General features: G+C 43.2%; 20 protein-coding genes. 10 read left to right on the forward strand and 10 right to left on the reverse strand.

Annotated features, from left to right (window positions below; all coding sequences use genetic code 11):
- Together V7L01_RS27515 and V7L01_RS27520 are read left to right on the forward strand one after the other, a co-directional pair.
- On the forward strand, window positions 1-2,280 hold the full coding sequence (locus V7L01_RS27515; protein WP_335040844.1) for a hybrid sensor histidine kinase/response regulator: 2,280 nt from the start codon (window positions 1-3) through the stop codon (window positions 2,278-2,280).
- A gap of 144 nt (window positions 2,281-2,424) precedes the next feature.
- Window positions 2,425-3,336, forward strand: coding sequence for a hypothetical protein (locus tag V7L01_RS27520; RefSeq protein ID WP_335040467.1), 912 nt, complete (start codon window positions 2,425-2,427; stop codon window positions 3,334-3,336).
- Between the two features lie 301 nt (window positions 3,337-3,637).
- On the opposite strand, the gene ychF is transcribed toward V7L01_RS27520, so the two are convergent.
- The 3 genes from ychF to yidD all read right to left on the reverse strand — a co-directional run bounded on the left by ychF (window position 3,638) and on the right by yidD (window position 5,418).
- Window positions 3,638-4,729: a redox-regulated ATPase YchF gene (gene ychF, locus V7L01_RS27525; protein ID WP_335040469.1), complete on the reverse strand. Its 1,092-nt coding sequence runs from the start codon at window positions 4,727-4,729 to the stop codon at window positions 3,638-3,640.
- Between the two features lie 45 nt (window positions 4,730-4,774).
- Window positions 4,775-5,002 (reverse strand): hypothetical protein, encoded by a 228-nt coding sequence (locus V7L01_RS27530; protein ID WP_196508711.1) that lies wholly within the window; start codon window positions 5,000-5,002, stop codon window positions 4,775-4,777.
- 179 nt (window positions 5,003-5,181) lie between these two features.
- A complete protein-coding gene (gene yidD, locus V7L01_RS27535) occupies window positions 5,182-5,418 on the reverse strand; it encodes a membrane protein insertion efficiency factor YidD (protein ID WP_012412579.1) in 237 nt (78 codons plus the stop codon).
- 61 nt (window positions 5,419-5,479) lie between these two features.
- On the opposite strand from yidD, the gene V7L01_RS27540 reads away from it, so the two are divergent.
- On the forward strand, window positions 5,480-6,181 hold the full coding sequence (locus V7L01_RS27540) for a diacylglycerol/polyprenol kinase family protein (protein ID WP_335040471.1): 702 nt from the start codon (window positions 5,480-5,482) through the stop codon (window positions 6,179-6,181).
- A gap of 221 nt (window positions 6,182-6,402) precedes the next feature.
- The gene (locus V7L01_RS27545; RefSeq protein WP_335040472.1) at window positions 6,403-6,882 is read left to right on the forward strand and encodes a pentapeptide repeat-containing protein; all 480 of its coding nucleotides are present in this window, start codon (window positions 6,403-6,405) and stop codon (window positions 6,880-6,882) included.
- Window positions 6,883-7,125: 243 nt separating this feature from the next.
- Here V7L01_RS27545 and V7L01_RS27550 read toward each other — a convergent pair whose 3' ends face one another.
- Window positions 7,126-8,025 (reverse strand): alpha/beta fold hydrolase, encoded by a 900-nt coding sequence (locus V7L01_RS27550; RefSeq protein ID WP_335040474.1) that lies wholly within the window; start codon window positions 8,023-8,025, stop codon window positions 7,126-7,128.
- Between the two features lie 445 nt (window positions 8,026-8,470).
- On the opposite strand from V7L01_RS27550, the gene V7L01_RS27555 reads away from it, so the two are divergent.
- From V7L01_RS27555 to V7L01_RS27570, 4 genes are all read left to right on the forward strand, one after another.
- Window positions 8,471-9,025, forward strand: coding sequence for a thioredoxin family protein (locus V7L01_RS27555; RefSeq protein ID WP_335040476.1), 555 nt, complete (start codon window positions 8,471-8,473; stop codon window positions 9,023-9,025).
- Window positions 9,026-9,096: 71 nt separating this feature from the next.
- Window positions 9,097-9,825 carry a UMP kinase gene (gene pyrH / locus V7L01_RS27560; RefSeq protein WP_100898733.1) on the forward strand — a complete coding sequence of 243 codons (729 nt, stop codon included), beginning with the start codon at window positions 9,097-9,099 and terminating at the stop codon, window positions 9,823-9,825.
- Between the two features lie 25 nt (window positions 9,826-9,850).
- Entirely contained in the window at window positions 9,851-10,372 is a 522-nt protein-coding gene (gene frr / locus V7L01_RS27565; RefSeq protein ID WP_335040479.1) for a ribosome recycling factor, read from the forward strand.
- Window positions 10,373-10,490: 118 nt separating this feature from the next.
- On the forward strand, window positions 10,491-11,612 hold the full coding sequence (locus V7L01_RS27570) for a geranylgeranyl reductase family protein (protein WP_335040481.1): 1,122 nt from the start codon (window positions 10,491-10,493) through the stop codon (window positions 11,610-11,612).
- Between the two features lie 498 nt (window positions 11,613-12,110).
- Here V7L01_RS27570 and V7L01_RS27575 read toward each other — a convergent pair whose 3' ends face one another.
- Window positions 12,111-12,980, reverse strand: coding sequence for a CPBP family intramembrane glutamic endopeptidase (locus V7L01_RS27575; RefSeq protein ID WP_335040482.1), 870 nt, complete (start codon window positions 12,978-12,980; stop codon window positions 12,111-12,113).
- Between the two features lie 192 nt (window positions 12,981-13,172).
- Entirely contained in the window at window positions 13,173-13,610 is a 438-nt protein-coding gene (locus V7L01_RS27580; RefSeq protein ID WP_069074038.1) for an AbrB family transcriptional regulator, read from the reverse strand.
- A 1,452-nt stretch (window positions 13,611-15,062) separates the two neighbouring features.
- Between V7L01_RS27580 and V7L01_RS27585 the strand changes: the two genes are divergently transcribed.
- Complete coding sequence (locus V7L01_RS27585) at window positions 15,063-16,070, forward strand: succinate dehydrogenase/fumarate reductase iron-sulfur subunit (protein WP_335040846.1); 1,008 nt, start codon at window positions 15,063-15,065, stop codon at window positions 16,068-16,070.
- Between the two features lie 70 nt (window positions 16,071-16,140).
- On the opposite strand, the gene V7L01_RS27590 is transcribed toward V7L01_RS27585, so the two are convergent.
- The 4 genes from V7L01_RS27590 to psbX form a co-directional block, all read right to left on the reverse strand.
- Window positions 16,141-16,665 carry a TolB family protein gene (locus tag V7L01_RS27590; RefSeq protein ID WP_335040484.1) on the reverse strand — a complete coding sequence of 175 codons (525 nt, stop codon included), beginning with the start codon at window positions 16,663-16,665 and terminating at the stop codon, window positions 16,141-16,143.
- A gap of 158 nt (window positions 16,666-16,823) precedes the next feature.
- Window positions 16,824-17,384 carry a TolB family protein gene (locus V7L01_RS27595; protein WP_335040486.1) on the reverse strand — a complete coding sequence of 187 codons (561 nt, stop codon included), beginning with the start codon at window positions 17,382-17,384 and terminating at the stop codon, window positions 16,824-16,826.
- 47 nt (window positions 17,385-17,431) lie between these two features.
- The gene (locus tag V7L01_RS27600) at window positions 17,432-18,355 is read right to left on the reverse strand and encodes a Ycf66 family protein (RefSeq protein WP_335040488.1); all 924 of its coding nucleotides are present in this window, start codon (window positions 18,353-18,355) and stop codon (window positions 17,432-17,434) included.
- 245 nt (window positions 18,356-18,600) lie between these two features.
- On the reverse strand, window positions 18,601-18,720 hold the full coding sequence (gene psbX / locus V7L01_RS27605) for a photosystem II reaction center X protein (protein ID WP_012412183.1): 120 nt from the start codon (window positions 18,718-18,720) through the stop codon (window positions 18,601-18,603).
- A 258-nt stretch (window positions 18,721-18,978) separates the two neighbouring features.
- Between psbX and V7L01_RS27610 the strand changes: the two genes are divergently transcribed.
- Window positions 18,979-19,272 (forward strand): YggT family protein, encoded by a 294-nt coding sequence (locus V7L01_RS27610; RefSeq protein ID WP_265276153.1) that lies wholly within the window; start codon window positions 18,979-18,981, stop codon window positions 19,270-19,272.
- The last annotated feature ends 3 nt before the right edge of the window (window positions 19,273-19,275 follow it).

Below are 19,275 nucleotides of genomic sequence, written 5' to 3' on the forward strand. Positions count from 1 at the left end.
ATGGCAGGTAAAAATATTAAAGTCTTATTAGTAGAAGATAACCCTGGTGATGTTTTTTTATTACAAGAGTTTTTAAAAGAAGTTACCACAGTTGTAATTGAGTTAATGCCCGTTGAGAAGCTTTCTGAAGCACTCAACTACCTAGCAAAAGAACTTTTTGATGTAATTTTGTTAGACCTCTCGCTGCCAGATAGCCAGGGGCTAGAAACTTTTGTGATTGCTCACCATCAAGCAAAAGCCACTCCGATAATTGTGCTCACGGGTATAGACGATGAAACCCTAGCAATTAGGGCAATGCAGGAAGGAGCGCAAGATTATTTGGTGAAAGGGCAAGTAACTGGCGACTTGCTAGTGCGCTCAATGCGTTATGCCATCGAACGCCAACGGGCAGACAATGCACTGCGACAGAGCGAGGAACGATTTCGGGTGGCTCTGAAAAACTCTCCCATCTTCGTCTACAACCAAGATCGGGAGTTACGCTACACTTGGGTTTACAATCCCCCTTATGGAGTGAGAGTTGAAGAAATATTGGGCAAACAAGACTCGGATATCATCCCAGTTGAAGATGCTCAACATCTCACCACAATTAAACGTGGGGTGCTAACCACTGGCATCGGAACGCGAGAGGAAGTATCAATTACAATCAAAGATACAACTCGATATTACGATTTGACAGTTGAGCCATTGCGGAATGAGTCGCAAGAAGTTGTTGGTGTGACATGCGCCAGTATTGATATTAGCGAACGACAAGCCGCACTGCGCGATCGCAAATTGGCAGAAGAAAAAATCCGCGAACAAGCAGCATTACTAGATTTCACCACAGATGCCATTTGCCTACGAGATTTAAACAATCAAATTATCTTCTGGAACAAAGGCGCAGAAACACTTTATGGTTGGAAAGCGACAGAAGCTTGCGGCCAAAATGCTAGTGAGCTTTTGTATGACGAACCTTCACCAGAATTTGAAGCGGCTCTTTTACAAGTTGTTAGTAAAGGAAAGTGGCAGGGCGAGTTAACTAAACTTACTAAAACTGACAAGGAAATCCTTGTTGCTAGTCGCTGGAGTCTGGTGTGCGATGAACAAGGGAAAGCCAAATCAATTCTCACCGTTGATACAGATATAACTGAGAAAAAACATTTAGAAGCCCAATTGTTTCGCGCCCAACGCCTGGAAAGTATTGGCACTTTAGCTAGTGGCATTGCTCACGACCTTAACAATATCTTGACACCGATTTTGGCAGGAGCGCAACTGCTACCGTTGAAGTTTCCCGATGCAGATCGGCGGACTCGCCATCTACTGGAGATTTTGGAAATCAACGCTAGACGTGGTGCTGATTTAGTCAAACAGGTGCTGTCCTTTGCGCGGGGTGTAGAAGGCAAGCGGATCGCTTTGCAACTCAGACATATAATTGTGGAACTTGCCAAGATTCTTAAAGAGACATTTCCGAAATCTATAGAAATCAGCACAGATATACCGCAGGATTTGTGGATGGTTTCTGGAGATAGCACCCAACTACATCAGGTGCTGATGAACCTCTGCGTTAACGCCCGCGATGCTATGGCTAATGGCGGTAGTTTGAGTATCTCTGCCGAAAATGTCTTGATAGACGAAAATTATGCCCGCATGAACCTGGAAGCCGAAGAGGGGCCTTACATAGTAGTTACTGTCTCCGATACTGGAATTGGGATTCCTAAAGAGATATTAGATAGAATTTTTGAGCCATTCTTTACCACAAAAAATGTAGGAAAAGGCACAGGGTTAGGACTTTCTACCGTACTTGGGATCGTTAAAAGTCACGGAGGTTTTGTGAACGTGTATAGCGAACAGGCAAGTGGGAGTAGCTTTCAGGTTTACTTGCCAGCAGTAGAGGGAATGGAAACATTCAGCCCAGAAGATTTGCCACCACAGACAGGACATGGAGAATGGATTTTAGTTGTGGATGATGAAACTGCCATTCAAGAGACTACGAGAACATCGCTGGAAACTCACAACTACAAAACCATAATAGCCAGTGATGGTATTGAGGCGATCGCGCTATACGCTCAAAATAGGGATAAAATTAGTGCTGTCCTCATGGATATTATGCTCCCCTCGCTAGATGGTTTAATTGCCATCCGTACCCTGCAAAAAATCAATCCCCATGTCAGAATTATTGCCAGCAGTGGGCTGATGTCTGACAATAAGCTTAATGCAGTAGCTGCTATTGGTGTGAATACGTTTTTGTCGAAGCCCTATACTGTCAACGAATTATTGCTTTCTTTACAGAAAGTCTTATTGTGAGTCAATAAATTACGTAAATATCCTGTTAGCAGTGAGTAAAAAAGGCTGCTTTCTTGATATGGGTGCGAATTGCCTGGATTTGATATGATTGAGCATCCGTTAACCCACTCCTTTTACAGATACTCACAGCTTGGCTAAATCAATATGCCTCGGTTTCTTAGGTTAATCATCAATATAGTAGTCTTAGGCGCATTGTTACTTATATCCCAGCAAGTTTGGGCGCAAGATTGGCGTCCGGTTCGCGGTGGAATCCCTTTCGGTATCAGTGGTATGGCTTTGATAGAGCAACAAAGCAATACGCTGAATTTTCTGATTGCCCATGACAACAAACAAAAAAACCAAGGTCGTTTAGCAATCATCAGCATTAAGGGTAAAAACCAACCTGAATATTTCCCTTTAAGCTGGCCGAATAACATAGAATTGCCCATCGACTTAGAAGCTTTAACATCTGTTCCAGAAAAGACAAAATCCTCATTTATCGCTTTAAGCAGTTCTGGAAAAGCTTATTACATCAGGTTAGAGCCTGCCAATAAGACAATCTCGGTTCTTAAGGAATTCAATCTACCAGGAATTATTCAAGGAAATAATTTTGAAGCATTTGGATTACAAAATATCGACGGTCAATTAGTTGCTATTTGGGGACATCGCGGTGAAGCAAAACAACCAGCAACTATTTTTTGGGGAGTGTTTGACTTAACTAAATATGAAATTACTCTCGCGGGTTCTGCCAATCTGAAAGTACCGTTTCCATCTGGCAATGTTCGCCATATTTCCGATATTAAAGTAGACCCCGTAGGAATTGTCTACATCACCTCAGCAAGTGATGCTGGAGATGATGGCCCATTTCAGTCCGCTGTGTATGTCGCTGGTTACTTGGGATTTCGTGGTAACAAAATTGCATGGCGGCAAAATCCTCAACTAGTTCCCCTTTACCGCTCTGAGTACCACAAAATTGAAGGTATGGAACTTGTTCCCGGTGCAGCAGGCGGCGTGATTGTTGGTACAGATGATGAGAATTTGGGTTCTTATGTATACATTGTGGGTGGAAATAGCTGAACTATGTCCAATGATTATGAGAATAGGCAGACAGAATGTCCGCCTACCCACTTTTAGTTTCTTGAGGGTGCGATCGCCTAGCAACTTCCTTAAGCAAAAAATTCATATATTAAAGGTTTTGTCAAGTTATTTCTGGCGATCGCAACTTAGTGTAAGGGACTTGCAAAAAATAAATTATCCCAAATTATTTATATATTTGTAGGGGCGCAAGGCCTTGCGCCCCTACAATGGGATATTTTTTTAACTGGAAGTCCCTAAGTTGACCATTATCTTATCGATAACGGCCACTCATTAATTACCCCTACACATTAAATCGGAACAACATTACATCCCCTTCTTGCACAACATACTCTTTCCCTTCACTGCGAACCAACCCTTTTTCCTTCGCAGCATTCATCGAACCAGTTGTTACCAAATCTTTATAAGCAACAGTTTCGGCGCGGATAAATCCCCGCTCAAAATCACTGTGGATTACACCAGCAGCTTGAGGTGCAGACATTCCGGCATTAATTGTCCAAGCGCGGGTTTCTTTAGGGCCACAAGTGAAATATGTCCGCAAGCCTAAAAGCGTGTAAGTTGCCCGAATCAACGATTTCAAACCGCCTTCTTCCACACCTAAAGACGCAAGAAAATCAGCTTTATCTTCTTCTGGTAATTCCACTAATTCAGCTTCAACTTGGGCCGAAACTATCACAACTTGAGCATTTTCTGTCGATGCAATTTGCCGCACTGTTTCCACAAAATGATTACCAGTTGCCAACTCATCCTCAGATACATTGGCGGCGTAGATAATCGGCTTATAAGTCAGCAGTTCTAATCCTTTAATAATTACTGTTTCTTCTTCATTCAAGCTTACCTGACGCACCGATTTACCTTCATTTAAAGCCGCAGCTAATTTTTCTAAAACTGAGACTTCAAACTGTGCATCTTTGCTAGTACGAGCTTGTTTGCGAGTGCGGTCAATTCGCCGCTCAATTTGTGCTAAATCTGATAAACCCAGTTCTATATTAATGATTTCAATATCTCGCGCTGGGTCAACAGAACCAGCAACATGGATAATATCGTCATTCTCAAAACAACGTACCACATGGACGATCGCATCAACTTCCCGGATGTGGGACAGGAATTGATTCCCTAGTCCCTCACCCTGACTAGCACCTTTAACCAAACCAGCGATATCTACAAATTCAACCCGCGCCGGGATAATTTGTGCCGAACTGGCAATCTTAGCAAGAACATTTAACCGTTCATCCGGGACTGCGACAACGCCGACATTCGGTTCAATCGTGCAAAAAGGGAAGTTAGCTGCTTCTGCTTTAGCATTAGCAACTACAGCATTAAATAAAGTAGATTTTCCGACGTTGGGAAGTCCGACAATTCCGGCTCTTAGCATTTTGGATTTTAGATTTGAGATTTTGGATTACATTACCAAGGTAATCTAAACAGGTTCCGGTATGGTTTGGGGAATCGGCCCTGGAACTGTCTGAGGAATGGGAGCAGGTACTGGTTCTGGTACAGGCCCCGGCAATGGTTGAGGAATCGCTGGCCCCGGTACAGGTTCGGGACTAGGTAGCGGATTCGGCTCAGGATTGGGACTAGGTAGCGGACTTGGGCCAGGAGTAGGAATTTGTGGTTCAGGTATAGAAATCGCAGTAGGATTAATCATCGTAAGTCTAAATTAAATTATTTAACCTTCCCACGCTAGATGACAACCTCATCTGTTGACATCTCCCCAAATAGCTATACCCACGAACACATCCTTTAATAATCTACCCCTCTTCTCATTCTCTGCGTCCCTTTGCGCTTCCCTTTGCGCCCCTTTGCGTTTAAACTCCAATCCTCAAACTACTCCTCCTTCACCTTTTCTACCACCTCTGGCACTGGATCGTAACCACCTGGATGAAACGGATGACAGCGTAAAATCCGCCGAGTTGCCATCCAGCTACCACGCAACACTCCAAATCGTTCAATAGCTTCAATAGCATACATCGAACAAGTTGGTTGAAAGCGACAAGTCGGGAGAAACAACGGCGAGATAAACATTCGGTAGCCCCGAATCAGCCAAATAAATAATAATTTCATTGCAGCTACCCAAATCTTATAAATTAGTAACAGGGGTAAAAATTTTCATTTTGTCGTATCTTTGTTAATTACATTTTCTGACTTCACCTCAATTCCGGTTTTCTGGCTACAAATTGCGATCGCTGCAATTTGGGTGTTACTCATCCTTCTGATTGCAGGGGTGGTAAACCGCTTTGCCGACAAGCCAGAAATCGTGCGGAAGATAGTTCATATTGGCACTGGGAATGTGATTTTAATCGCTTGGTGGCTAGAGATTCCCGCCAGTGTAGGGATTACAGCTTCTATTTTAGCGAGTGCAATCACCTTATTATCCTACCGATTGCCCATTCTTCCTGGTATTAATAGCGTTGGACGGCAAAGTTTGGGGACATTTTTTTACTCTGTCAGTTTCGGTATTTTAGTTGCCTGGTTCTGGTACTTGCAACAACCCCAATACGCAGCACTCGGAATTTTGATAATGACTTGGGGAGATGGATTAGCAGCCTTGATTGGGCAACGCTTTGGTAAACATAAGTATAAAGTTTTTGGGACAGAAAAAAGTTGGGAAGGCTCCCTAACTATGATGCTCGTTAGCTATGTTGTGAGTAGTTGGATTTTAGTTGGAACTCAAGGAAACAGTTGGCAAACTTGGGCGATATCGCTGATAGTGGCAGTTATAGCTACTGCTTTAGAAGCTGTTTCATTTTTGGGTATTGACAATTTAACAGTTCCTTTGGGTAGTGCAGCCCTTGCTTTCTTCTTAAGTCAGTTAGTTTTGAGTTAGTAATTGCCTTGAGTGCTATTCCTAATTAAGCAAATAAGAGACAGTGCCAAAAATTTATCGTTAGTTAACAAATATAATGCTTCTGATCTGATTCCAATACGGGTAATACCAATTCTGTATAAAGATGCTCCAAATCAGATGAGGAACGAACCGCAAAGGGCGCAAAGTACACAAAGAAAGAAATAAAAAGTATATGTGTTAGTTAATGTGAGGGTTGGGTTATGGATGCTGAAGAGTTGTACAGGCGCTATGCTGCTGGGGAGAGAGACTTCTCTGGTGTTGACTTGAGCGATGTCAACCTTAACATTGCTAGACTCGATGAATACGACCCCACTAGGAATAATCTTAGCGGCATTAATTTGAGTAGTGCTAATTTAACTAGAACCAACATGATATGCGTCAACTTGAGTGGTGCTAATCTCAGTGGTGCTTATCTGGGACGTGCTACCTTGACTTCTGCTAACCTGACTAATGCTGATTTGAGAGATGCCGATTTTGATTGTACTGATCTCGAAGGCGCTAAACTAATCAATGCCAATCTGCGTAGTGCCCATCTTGGTTCCGTCATATTGTATGGAGCTGACTTGACTAATGCCGACTTGACTGGTGGTAGTCTTACTGGTAATGTCAGATACCTGACTTTGTGCAACACTATCATGCCAGATGGTACTGTTAGAACTGAGTTCCTTGATACCGAGTGAGTAAGCTAATGATTCTGTATCGGCTAGGAGAGATGAAATGATTGGTATTGGAACAGGACTCAAATAATCTTCAATATGTTCTTGAATCTCTTCAGGAATATTTGAAAAGAAGTCTATTCCTGTAAAATTTTCAAGTTTATCCACAGTCAACCGCCAATTTTTCGTATCGGCTCAATCAACAAAAAATAAATCTTTTTGATTATATTCAAGACCGCCCATTACGTGAAAATTGAACCGAGTCTATTACCGCGATCGCTCCAAAATCCAATCGAGTAAAATCGGATTGACTAACTCCGGCGCTTCATCCTGCGGACAATGCCCCACTCCCTCTAAAGGAATAAACTTTTCTACTTGGGGAAAATTAGCTAATTCTCTCCCTAACTTAATTGGTTCCCACGGATCGGCCGTTCCCCACAAGATAATCGCCGGACACTGTAACAGTGGTAAAAGGTCTTCTGGTAATGGCCCTGTAGAATAAGAAGTAAAAGCAAGAAACACAGCCCCAGCCCCCGGATCGCTTGCTGGTGAAGTAAGAATATCTACCAACTCATCTGTCACCATCTCAGCATTTGCATAAGCTTGCAACAGAATTTTCCGCACCGTTTTCGGTTTGGCGAGTTGATTGAAAAAGAAATCGCCAACTGGTTTGATAGATAACAGGCGTTGCAGTAGAGGTGCTCCGTAACGACGAGATAAAGGTAAAGTTACCCGTTTGCGATCGTGCAACAGCCGTAAAGAACAGTTGAGCAAAGCAACTCCCAAGGCAATATCTGGGTTACTTACTGCTGCTTGCATGGCTACAATACAGCCAATAGAATTTCCGACTAAAAAAGCTGGCTCACCGACAACTTCGCGGCAAAAATCTGCCACTTGCTCTCCCCAAGTTTCTAGAGTATAGGCAATTTTTTCCCCAGGTTGAGGTTTTGCGGAAGCCCCAAAACCAATCAAATCAATAGCATAAACACGGCAATTTTGTGCTAATACGGGAATATTTTTCCGCCAATGCCACCAAGAAGCGCCAAATCCATGCACGAGGACAATAGCTGGCCCAGTGGTTCCTTGGGTTTGATAGCAGATAGGGAAATCTTGCCAAATCCAGGTTTTTGTAGAGGTAAGTGCTGTTTTTGAACTTGAGGTTGTCATAAAAAATTTGGAGAATATAAGGGTAAAAGCCTTTCAGCAGCAAGGCGCAAGCAAAATTGTTTTGAATTTGAATAAAATTTATCAGATTTTCAAAGCAAATCCTTTGCTGTAGTGATAGCTTAGACGTATATCACAAAAGCTTCTTGGCTGATAGTTTTATCCAGCATAGATTTCCGTCTTGTTGATACAGATAATTTACTCCCAACTTAGATTATGTCAGTATTAGGAATCATGACTTTTGTAATGTGAGTAATATTTTCGCTATTTTTAGATGTGAGCCAATTAGCATCAGTGCTAGATTCAGTAGTTTCACAATTTACGATAACCAATGCGAGTCTATAACATTGTCGAATATGAGGCATCGGCTAAGGGGTGGTTTGCAATTGGAAACTGACGCTGAATTTAACAATATTTTTCTTGTTCCTAGTTCTGCGAGCCAGACAACATGAATCTACTAGAAACAATCGATACTCCCATTGGGAGTTATGCACCCGATTTTGAACTGCCAGGAATTGACGGTCAAGTACACCATCTCAGGCGTTATCTTGAGAAGTTCCGAGCAGTGGGCGTTATTTCCATGTGTAACCACTGCCCTTATGTAGAGTGGTATATAAATAGGTTAAAAAACATTCAAGCCGAATTTGCCCCGAAAGGCTTCACACTAATTGGGATGAATGGTAGTGATGGCAATCACGGCACTAGGACAAGCTTTGAAAATATGAAAGCTTTTGCCCAGCGTCACGATTTGAACTTTCCTTACCTGTGGGACTCGACGCAAGATGTAACCCGCAGTTTTGGTGCTACAAAAACACCAATGGCCTTTTTAATAGATACTAATGGTATAGTCCGCTACAAAGGGAAAATTGACGATCGCCCCCAAGACCCATCAACGGTGGGAGAGGATTATTTAAAAACTGCGATCGCTTCTCTGTTTCTTGGTCAAGAAATAGATATACCAGAAACAGAACCAGTAGGTACTACATTGATTTGGCGTAACTAGACATAGATAGTCCCTGTAACTGCTATCTTAAGTTGGAGGCAATTGCAACTTTTTTGATAAAGCGGAACTTCATGGGAACGAATTACCGACGGGTTTTACTCAAACTGAGCGGTGAAGCCTTAATGGGCAACATGGGCTATGGCATCGATCCAGAAGTGGTCAAAGGCATAGCACAAGAATTAGCAGAGGTGATAGCCACTGGCACTCAAATCGCCATAGTTGTTGGCGGCGGCAATATTTTTCGTGGCGTCAAAGCAGCGTCGGCGGGGATGGACAGGGCAACCGCTGACTATATTGGGATGATTGCCACGGTAATGAATGCCATGACGCTGCAAGATTCGCTCGAACGCATAGGAGTACAGACGCGGGTGCAAACTGCGATCGCTATGCAAGAATTGGCAGAACCATATATCCGTCGTCGTGCCATCCGTCATCTTGAAAAAGGACGGGTGGTAATTTTTGGTGCTGGTTCTGGAAATCCCTTCTTTACTACAGATACTACTGCGGCATTAAGAGCCGCAGAAATTGATGCAGAAGTGATTTTTAAAGCCACCAAAGTAGACGGAGTGTATGATGCCGATCCTCATATTTATCCTGACGCCAAGCGTTACAATAGCCTTACCTACGCGCACGTTTTAGCCAAAGATTTGCGGGTGATGGATAGTACTGCGATCGCCTTGTGTAAAGAAAATAATATCCCAATTCTGGTATTTGACCTAACGGTGCGAGGTAACATCCACCGAGCCGTCTTGGGAGAATCCATCGGTACCCTTGTGGGAGGTTCTTGTGATATTAGCTGAGATATTAGCTGACGCTAAAAGTAAAATGCAAAGTTCTGTTGATTCAACTCAACGAGCTTTTAACACGATTCGCACTGGTCGCGCCAATGCGAGTCTATTAGATAAGGTATTAGTGGACTATTACGGTTCGCCCACGCCCATAAAATCACTGGCAAATATTAGCACGCCAGATGCCTCGACAATTCTAATTCAGCCCTACGAGCGTAATACCCTAAACATTGTTGAGAAGGCTATTTCCCTCTCAGATGTAGGTTTAACCCCCAGTAACGATGGTTCTGTAATTCGGCTGAATATTCCGCCTTTAACCAGCGATCGCCGTAAAGAATTTGTCAAAATGGCATCTAAATATGCTGAAGAGGGTCGTGTCGCTATTCGCAACATCCGCCGCGATGCCGTAGACGCGATTCGCAAACAGGAGAAAGCCTCTGAAATCTCCAAAGATGAATCAAAAGACCACCAAGACAGCTTGCAAAAACTCACAAACGAGTATGGTGCCAAAATAGACTCACTGTTAGCAGAAAAAGAAAAAGACATCACGACTGTTTAAAGTCTGAAGTCTGAAGCATAAAGGCTGAAGAATGATGGATAAATTCTTCAGCCTTTATCATTTGTTAGATATTTAACAAAAATTAATTAAACTAATTCAGGAGCAAAAATTCAGCCTTATGTACGATTGCATCATCGTCGGTGCTGGGCCAGCTGGTGGAACAGCTGCATATCATTTAGCCAAACAAGGTCGCTCAGTATTAGTGTTAGAAAAAGAATCCCTGCCAAGATATAAACCTTGTGGAGGTGGTGTATCTCCAGCGATCGCTCAATGGTTCGACTTTGATTTTAGCCCAGCGATTTCTGTGAAAGCCGACTCCCTTCGCTTTACGTGGAAATTGGGCGACCCCGTAGAAGCAAAAATCGCCACAAAAGAACCAGTCTGGATGGTGCGACGAGATATTTTTGACCATTTCTTGGTGCAGCAAGCACAGAAGCAAGGGGCTGAACTACGAGATAATACTGAAGTAACGGGTATTGAGTTTAAAAGTGACTATTGGCAAGTTAACACAGCGAATGGCCCAGTTACAGGTCGCTACTTAATCGCGGCTGATGGTGCTAAAGGATCGATGGCAAAATGGCTCGGCTTCAAAGACCGTAAACGCCGTTTAGCAGGAGCTTTGGAAGCAGAAGTTCCCGCAATTGTGAAGGACAAATCCACAATTCACTTCGAGTTTGGCTTGGTGAAAAATGGTTACATCTGGAACTTTCCGAAGGCGGACGGTTATTCAATTGGGGTGGGTACGTTTCTCGGCGGTGAACCTCAAGACTTTAAGAAGATTTTAGATGAGTACGCGCGATCGTTTAATGTAGATATCCAAACTGGCAAGCAGTATGGTTATCCCCTTTGCTTGTGGGATGGCAACCAAAAGTTGCATAGTCAAAATGCCGTTTTGGTTGGGGAAGCTGCTTGTGTAGTCGATCCGATGACAGCAGAAGGCATTCGTCCGTCAATTTTTAGCGGTTTGATTGCAGCAGGAGCCATTAATGAGGCTCTTTCTGGTGATACCAACGCTTTAGAAAAATATAGTGAAGCCATTAATGAAGAATGGGGTACTGAGATGGCTTGGGCGCAAAAATTAGCTGGAGCATTCTATCGCTTTCCTGGTATTGGCTACAAAGTTGGAGTTAAGCGCCCCTCTGGTGCCCAAATCATGGGCAAGATTATGTGTGGAGAACTTAGCTATGGCGACGTTGCCGATCGCGCTCTTAAGCGTTTAATCCCTGGTTTTCGGGGTTAAGTTTTAGGGATTAATACCAATTTAATGTGAAGTTGCACATATCTTGATCCCCCTAAATCCCCCGATAAATTGGGGGACTTTGAATTCCCCCCTTTTTAAGGGGAGCCAGCGCGGTCTTGGGGTCTCCCCAAGTGGAGCGACTGGCGTGGGCTAGGGGGGATCGAATTCTATGCAGCTTCAGAAAGAATTGGTATAAGTAACGAATCTCTAGCGGGTGTCTCGCTCGCCCTATTTTCACCTTAGGGACTTCCAGTTAAAAAAATATCCCGTCGTAGGGGCGCAAGGCCTTGCGCCCCTACAAATCTATAAATAATTTGGGATAATTTATTTTTTGCAAGTCCCTTATTTACGATCTACTTATCATTTCTCTAAACTAGGGTTTTAGACAAGGAACTCTCAAAGGTCTGCAATGTGCATGGCCTCCCGCTCTTGGCAAGATATTGAAAGGCAAGCTTCCTTAGCAGGCTTGCCTCTCAAGCATTGCACCTGAACGCGAAATTAAAAATACCTAGAGAAAAACCAGATAATCACTCCAGTTCCCAATACACAAATAATTCCGGCCAAGCCAGCTAGAGGTTTTTTGTTTTTACCTGTGAACCAGTCAGAGACTTTACCTGTGTAAGTAATTAGTTCTGCTGTGTCTAGGGTAGCGATCGCCCATACCCATCCCGCGTGCAGTCCCCAAGCTAAACCCAAATTGTTGCGATCGGCAAGGCGTGCCAACACCAACACCATTCCCATCAGCCACAATCCAGGGAGTTGGGGTGCGGTTTCGCGTTGCTCCCAAACCAGATGTAGCAAAGCAAAAATCAAGCTAGAAATTGCTGCCGCTACCCAAACTGGATAATCCTGCGCTAATTCAGCGAACAGGAAACCGCGAAAAATTAACTCTTCTATCCCACCTACTAATAACGCTATCAAGAAAATCGGTAGCAAGATGGGTACTAGTAACTTAAAATTCGTCTTTTCAAAAGAACACCAACCTAACCCGAATTGCCCACTAAATACAATAGCTAGGCTCACCACTCCCAAACCGAAACCTAGTGCTAAAGAGCCAAGAGTTGAAAGATTCCCAACAAAGCCGTAATCCGAAAAAGATTTATTCGTCAGCCAACTAACTCCCCACAGAATCAGGGGAGCTAATAGGTAGAGTGACACCAATAACGGCATCTTTTGCTCTGGTTGCAAAGGTTTGGGAGGTTGCCAATTGAGCAATATTGCTGATACTGTTGCGACTGGCAACCAGCAAACTATCCAGGAAATAAAAAATGCCATCACTACAACTAGTGCTGGTGCATTTTCCATAAACGCCAGTAAGGAGTTGACCGAAGGATCAAAGAAAGTTATCCAAATAAACAAAAAAAACACGATAGACTTCTTGCACTATAGATTTCTTGTTGATTAATCAAGACTCTACTAAATTTGGTGACTTCTGCAAGGGGCCTAATCGTATTTTTTACTTGGGACAAAAATTTCTCATTTCTCAATCAAGCTACCAGTTTGCTGTCGCGGTAAGGACAAGTTATCATCACCTGAAACTTATCCCTACCATCAGCAAATTTACTCTTCGTCTTCCAAATCTTCGTCCGATTCGTCAGAATCTATATCTTGTGAGGTTAGTTTTTTGTCAGTTTCACCGAGTTGAATCAGATGAATATGCTTGTATCCCAACCTAATTTCAAACTCATCTCCAGGCTTTAAGCCCATTGCTTTGGTGTATGTAGCACCAATCACAATCTGACCATTTTGATGGACACTAACCCGATATGTCGGTTCACGACCACGACCATCTTTAGGTGCTTCTGGACTTAGAGGAATTCCTCTAGCCGATAGCAAAGCGTCATAAAAATCAGTGAGATTGACACGAACCTGGTTATTCTTAGTAACAGTGTAATAGCCGCACTGTTTAGCTCTTTCTCGACGTGGTAAAGTGGAAAGTTCTTTTACTTTCGCTAGTAGTGCTTTTCCGGTTAATGGCGCGGTTGCAGTTTCAGTCATTATGCTCAAATTTTCCTTACTCTCTCCAAACTGATAAATGATGTAGTCTCATGCCAGCATTTGGCTTTTTAGCATTTGCATAGAGCTACTTAGGACTCTAGTGTAATGGGTCAATTCCTGCCGATAGGAGCCAAAAGCACTTCTATATATGGTTGTCCACAACCAATTAGAGGTCATAGTTGCCATAGAAATTAATTTTGCTGATTTCACGGCACTTTAACCATTATTCGCCATCAGAAATGAAATTATTTTCTCTTTTGGCGCTACTGTAGCGGTGTAACTTTCAGCCACCTTTACACATCGGGTTGATTCTACTCCAAATAAGTCGTAGATCCCAAAAAATGCAGGTTTTCCACTTCTAGTGCTTGCCCTTTTGGCTAATGAGCAGGTAGAGTTTTCTCTACTCGTCCTCTCAAGCTTAGGACAGCATAGTATTTCAATAGAGTCCTACGGGCATATGCCCTTTTGTCCTGCCAGTAGAGACGCGAATTTTCTTGTCTCTACATTACGAATCAACAAAGCAGTAGTAGCCGCGCTGATACGGCCATTTATTCTGTTTTGTGTCTTCGTAATTTTATATTAAATACTAGCATGGACTAATAATAGCAAAATAGTTGTTTAATTTTGAATTAAAGTTGCTGGTAAATTTTTATTTAAATTTCTGGACTTAAAGCTTGGAAAAAGCAGTGAGGATTTTCCTAACCCTTTATTGCAAGCGTGAGTATTGCTCTATGCCTTTTATAAAAATTTATCTAATTTAGACGAGCAGTTTTGACTAATGTGTTAAATCCAAGATTTTCTTGATTGAGAGGAGGCAAAAATCTAAAAGTCTCGCGCATCCGGGATTCCCGGTACAATAAATTTTATTTTAAAGTGATGAGGATTTTTCCTCGGTTTATTATCGTCAGCTCAAAAGCAGTCAGATAATTTTGTACGTCTGTCTATGGGAAGAATAAATCTCTTAACATATACCTAGCGCTTGATTGCCACTACTATATATTGAACATGCCCTTTTACATTTATATATAATCAAAAAATTCCGTCAAGCGGTAGCTTCTGCTGAATTTTCTAGTTAGTTGCTCTGACTCAAGTTGACATCAAGACGTGTTGCTAACCTGACATGCATTTAATTGGGATACGATCGCTAGGTCAGAGATGAAGGTAAAATGCTCTTTCCTTTACATTCCTAAACAGGTAAATTCAATGCAAAGCTATAATTACATTTTTGGCGTTTTATCTAAGAATTTGACACAAATCTTGCCTAGAGCGCTGTTACAAGTAAAGTTTGAATGCTTATCGTTAAACTAGAATCAGTCGCTCTTTGATGGTCAGCCTATTAACACCAGGCTTTGAATGAAGATCAAAAAAGTATAGCTCAATTTTCGCAACTACCTGCCTTGACTGATGATTGTTGAGGCTGGTGAAGCAATTTTAAAATTTTGGTTAGTGGTTATGGAAGTTATTTTTAAGGTCATTCGACAGCAACAAAATTCCTCCCCTGTAGTGCAAACCTACCTCGTAGAGGCTCAAGCAGGTAATACAATCCTGGATTGCCTCAATCATATTAAGTGGGAGCAAGATGGAACTTTGGCGTTTCGCAAAAATTGCCGTAATACAATTTGTGGTAGCTGTGCTATGCGAATTAATGGGCGTTCGGCTTTAGCTTGTAAGGAAAATGTTGGCAGCGAACTTGCCAGATTACAACAAATACCATCATCCCAAAGTAAAGTAAATGCCATTCCCGAAATCACGATCGCCCCTCTCGGCAATATGCCCGTGATTAAAGATTTGGTTGTGGATATGAGCAGCTTTTGGAATAATCTAGAAGCAGTTGCTCCTTATGTGAGTACAGCAGCACGACAAGTACCAGAAAGAGAGTTTTTGCAAACACCACAAGAGCGATCGCGCCTCGATCAAACTGGTAACTGTATTATGTGTGGTGCTTGTTACTCTGAATGCAACGCCCGTGAAGTCGATCCAAACTTTGTTGGTCCCCATGCCCTTGCCAAAGCTTACCGGATGGTAGCAGATTCCCGCGATAGCGACACCGAAAATCGTTTAGCAAGCTACAACGAAGGTACTAAAGGCGTATGGGGTTGTACCCGTTGTTTGTACTGCGATTCAGTTTGTCCAATGGAGGTTGCACCATTAGAACAAATCACCAAAATTAAACAAGAAATTCTCACCCACCAACAAGCCAGCGACAGTCGCTCAATTCGTCACCGAAAAGTGTTGGTGGATTTAGTTAAAGAAGGTGGTTGGATTGATGAACGTCAATTTGGTTTACAAGTTGTCGGTAATTACTTTCGGGATTTAAAAGGATTATTAAGTCTTGCACCCCTCGGTTTGCGGATGATCCTCCGGGGTAAGTTTCCCCTATCATTTGAACCTTCAGAAGGGACGGAACAAGTGCGATCGCTCATTGAATCTGTGCAACAGGTAGAAGGGAATAGGGAGTAGGGAATAAGGAATAGGGGGTAGGGAATAGGGAATTTTCTTTCACCAGTCCCCACTCCCCAGTCTCCATTTTTTAACGCGGTTCTTGAGGTATATTCAACGGCTGTCCATAACGGTCATATACCAAAACATCCCACTGTCCGTTGTTACTGGACTCAAAAGCAATCCTGCTACCATCAGCGCTTATTGTAGGGTTGCGAACTTCCGCTTGCAGGTTATTAGTCAAATTCCGTGATTGACGTGTTTCGCGGTCGTAGAGAAAAATAGCCGATCGCCCCTGACGGCTAGCACCAAACACTACATAACGACCATCTTGGGAAACGCTAGGATGAGTTGCGATCGCATCAAAGGAGTTTAAACCTGGCAAATCAACCAAATCACGACTCACTGTATCAAACATATAAACATCTTGGCTACCCCGTCGGTCAGTAATAAAAACAATGTATCTCCCAGAAATTTGGGGGTTTAATTCCGACGATAAACTATTGAGACTCCGCCCCCCCGGATCAAAGGGATAACTCAAAATGCGAGGGTAGCCAAAACATCCAGTCAATAAACTTAAGGATAAAAATACAGGTATAAAAAAAACACGTTTCATATATATAGTAATTAGCTATTAATCAATAATTATTCTCCCCCTGCCTCCCCTGCCTCCCCTGCTCCTCTGCTCCCCTGCTCCCCTGCCTCCCCTGCTCCCCTGCCTCCCCTGCCTCCCCTGCCTCCCCTGCCTCCCCTGCCTCCCCTGCTCCTGCTCCCCTACGGAGGTGAACCTACGGTTGCACCGTTAGGAATATCTAACTCAATATTTGGCCCTCGGTCTAGGACTTCAACATCCCACTGTCCACGGCTGGCGGTTTCAAAAACAACATAACGTCCATCTGGGCTAATATTTGGTTTCCTGATCCAGCCGCGATAGGTTGGTGTGACGATTTGCGACTGTTGCGTAGCGCGATCGTAAAGCGCCACCACTGGTCTACCTTGGTCGCTAGTAAGATAAGCAATGTAACGCCCGGTATAGCTCAAGCTAGGACTTTCGGCAATTGTCTCCGCTCGGTTTATCCCTGGCGTGCCAATAAACAGTTGCCTCTCCAAGTCGAAAACCAGTAGCTGCTGATTACCATTTCGATTAGATACAAACGCTAAAAAGCGCCCATTTCCACTCAAAGCAGGTTGCTCCTCGGTGTAGCGACTGTTGAGGGAAGTAGGCCCTATGGAAATATCGTTAGAACCACAAGATGCAAGCAAACTGGTTAAACCAAAAACCAGGCTCCAATGAATTGGTCTTTGGAGCCAAAATGTAGGCGTAAATTTTTCCACCTCAACTGTTTTCCGTCGCCTTTAAACCTACTTCCACACCAACTGTTTTAAACATCGTCATCAAAATCGGTCGAATTATTTGGCCGCTCATTTGGTATTTCAACCGGATTGTATGGCACATAATCAGTTGGAATCGCGTCATCATCTTCGCGCGGTCTTCGAGCAGTTGAGTCAGTTGGTGGACGACGCCTTCTTGGTCTGGGAGCAACATCATCTTCCCGGCTTTCTGGACGCCCTGCTCCGTTATTATTACGGCGAGAAGCTTTTCTGGCTTCCCCTCCCGAACTTTCCCAATCATCAACTTGCCTAGATGAAGAACCCCAATTTTCTTCTTCAGAGCTTTCAGAAGGGCGATTCACAGGACGGCCAGAAGTCCGCCGCCGCGTTTTATCAGCTGGAGCCTGTCTTTCACTACTGCTGCTACTGCTGCTGTTACGGCGTTCTGAACGACGGGGGGGTTGCTCCTCGTAGTAGTTATCACGAGTGGAAATCTCATCCCTGCTACCCTGAATCCGGCGACGCGGGGGGCGTTCCTCCTCCTCTTCATAAGGCAATGGATCTAAGTCTGCAATTTCAGCCTCATACTTTCTGCGATCGTTGTATGAATAGTTTCTACTTACCTCTCGTTCATCATCCACAATCGGAGTGTTCCGCTTTGCTTGCTGGGTAGCTATACTCCGCAGACGAATACTTTCAACTGCAAAAAACACAGTTGTGCCAACTAAAAGCAGTTGGCCAAATTGCAGAATCGGGTCTAGCCGCCATCCTTGAAAGACGAGAATAAAGCCGCAGAGCAAGCCAACTGCCGCAAAAAAGATATCTTGATCCCGTGACAATTCTGGACGCACAGTGCGGAGAAAATACAGTGCTGCCCCAGCCACAGCCAGGAAAATTCCTAGAATACTGGCTGAGTTTGCCCCAAAATTTACCTGAGCCAGAAAACTGGCTGAGTTCAGCCCAAAATTTATCATTGCTGTTTTCCCAATATCAAATCTATGTTAGCGAGTCACAATTAAAATCACTACTGTAATTAGTCACGATATATTGAAGCTTCAAAGCCTCTGGCAAAGAAGCTCTGAAGCTGTTCACCGAAAAATAAAAACACCTATGTCTGTAATCTACAACTGCTTCTAGCGACAAACACTGCTGCTTTTAGTGCAATTATAAATAGCTAACAGACAATCGGTTGTGAGAGTCAAACTGACTCTCATAAGCATTATGAACGCTGAATTTTATCTTTTTGGCTAATGAAAATTAGACCAACTGTAACGGGTATCACAACAATTGCAGTACCCCATAACAGACTCCAAAGAAAATTTGCTAAAGAAGGCGTCATACTTCTAAACCTTTTTTTACACACTTCATCCTAATTTTAATAGTGTATTACTTTCTTGAGAAGCCTCTAACTCTGAACTGCCAAACTTGGTAAGTGCTGTGAGGGAGTTTGCTTTTCTATTGCAGAAGGAAGTGGCAGCATTTGGTTAAAATGATGATGAGAGTGCTTTACAAAGCTTCAAATTTTGTGGCGTTCGCGAAGCGCGGCTTGCCGTTGCCTAAGTTTTTCTTTCTTTACGATAGATAGTACCTTAAACCGATGACTGGTGTTGACCTGACTGCTTGGATTCTTGGCCCTGTGTTAGGGGTGATGACATTTTTATTTATATTTCGGATCATTCTCACTTGGTATCCGCAAGTGAATCTGAATCGTTTGCCCTTTAATTTAATAGCTTGGCCTACCGAACCATTTTTAGTGCCATTGCGAAAACTGGTACAACCTATAGGCGGAGTGGACATTACACCTATTATTTGGGTTGGTATCTTCAGCCTGCTGCGAGAAATATTACTAGGTCAACAAGGATTACTGACAATGCTATCTCGTGTGAATTAGGTG

It is taken from the genome of Nostoc sp., from assembly GCF_036917095.1.
Lineage (GTDB): Bacteria > Cyanobacteriota > Cyanobacteriia > Cyanobacteriales > Nostocaceae > Nostoc.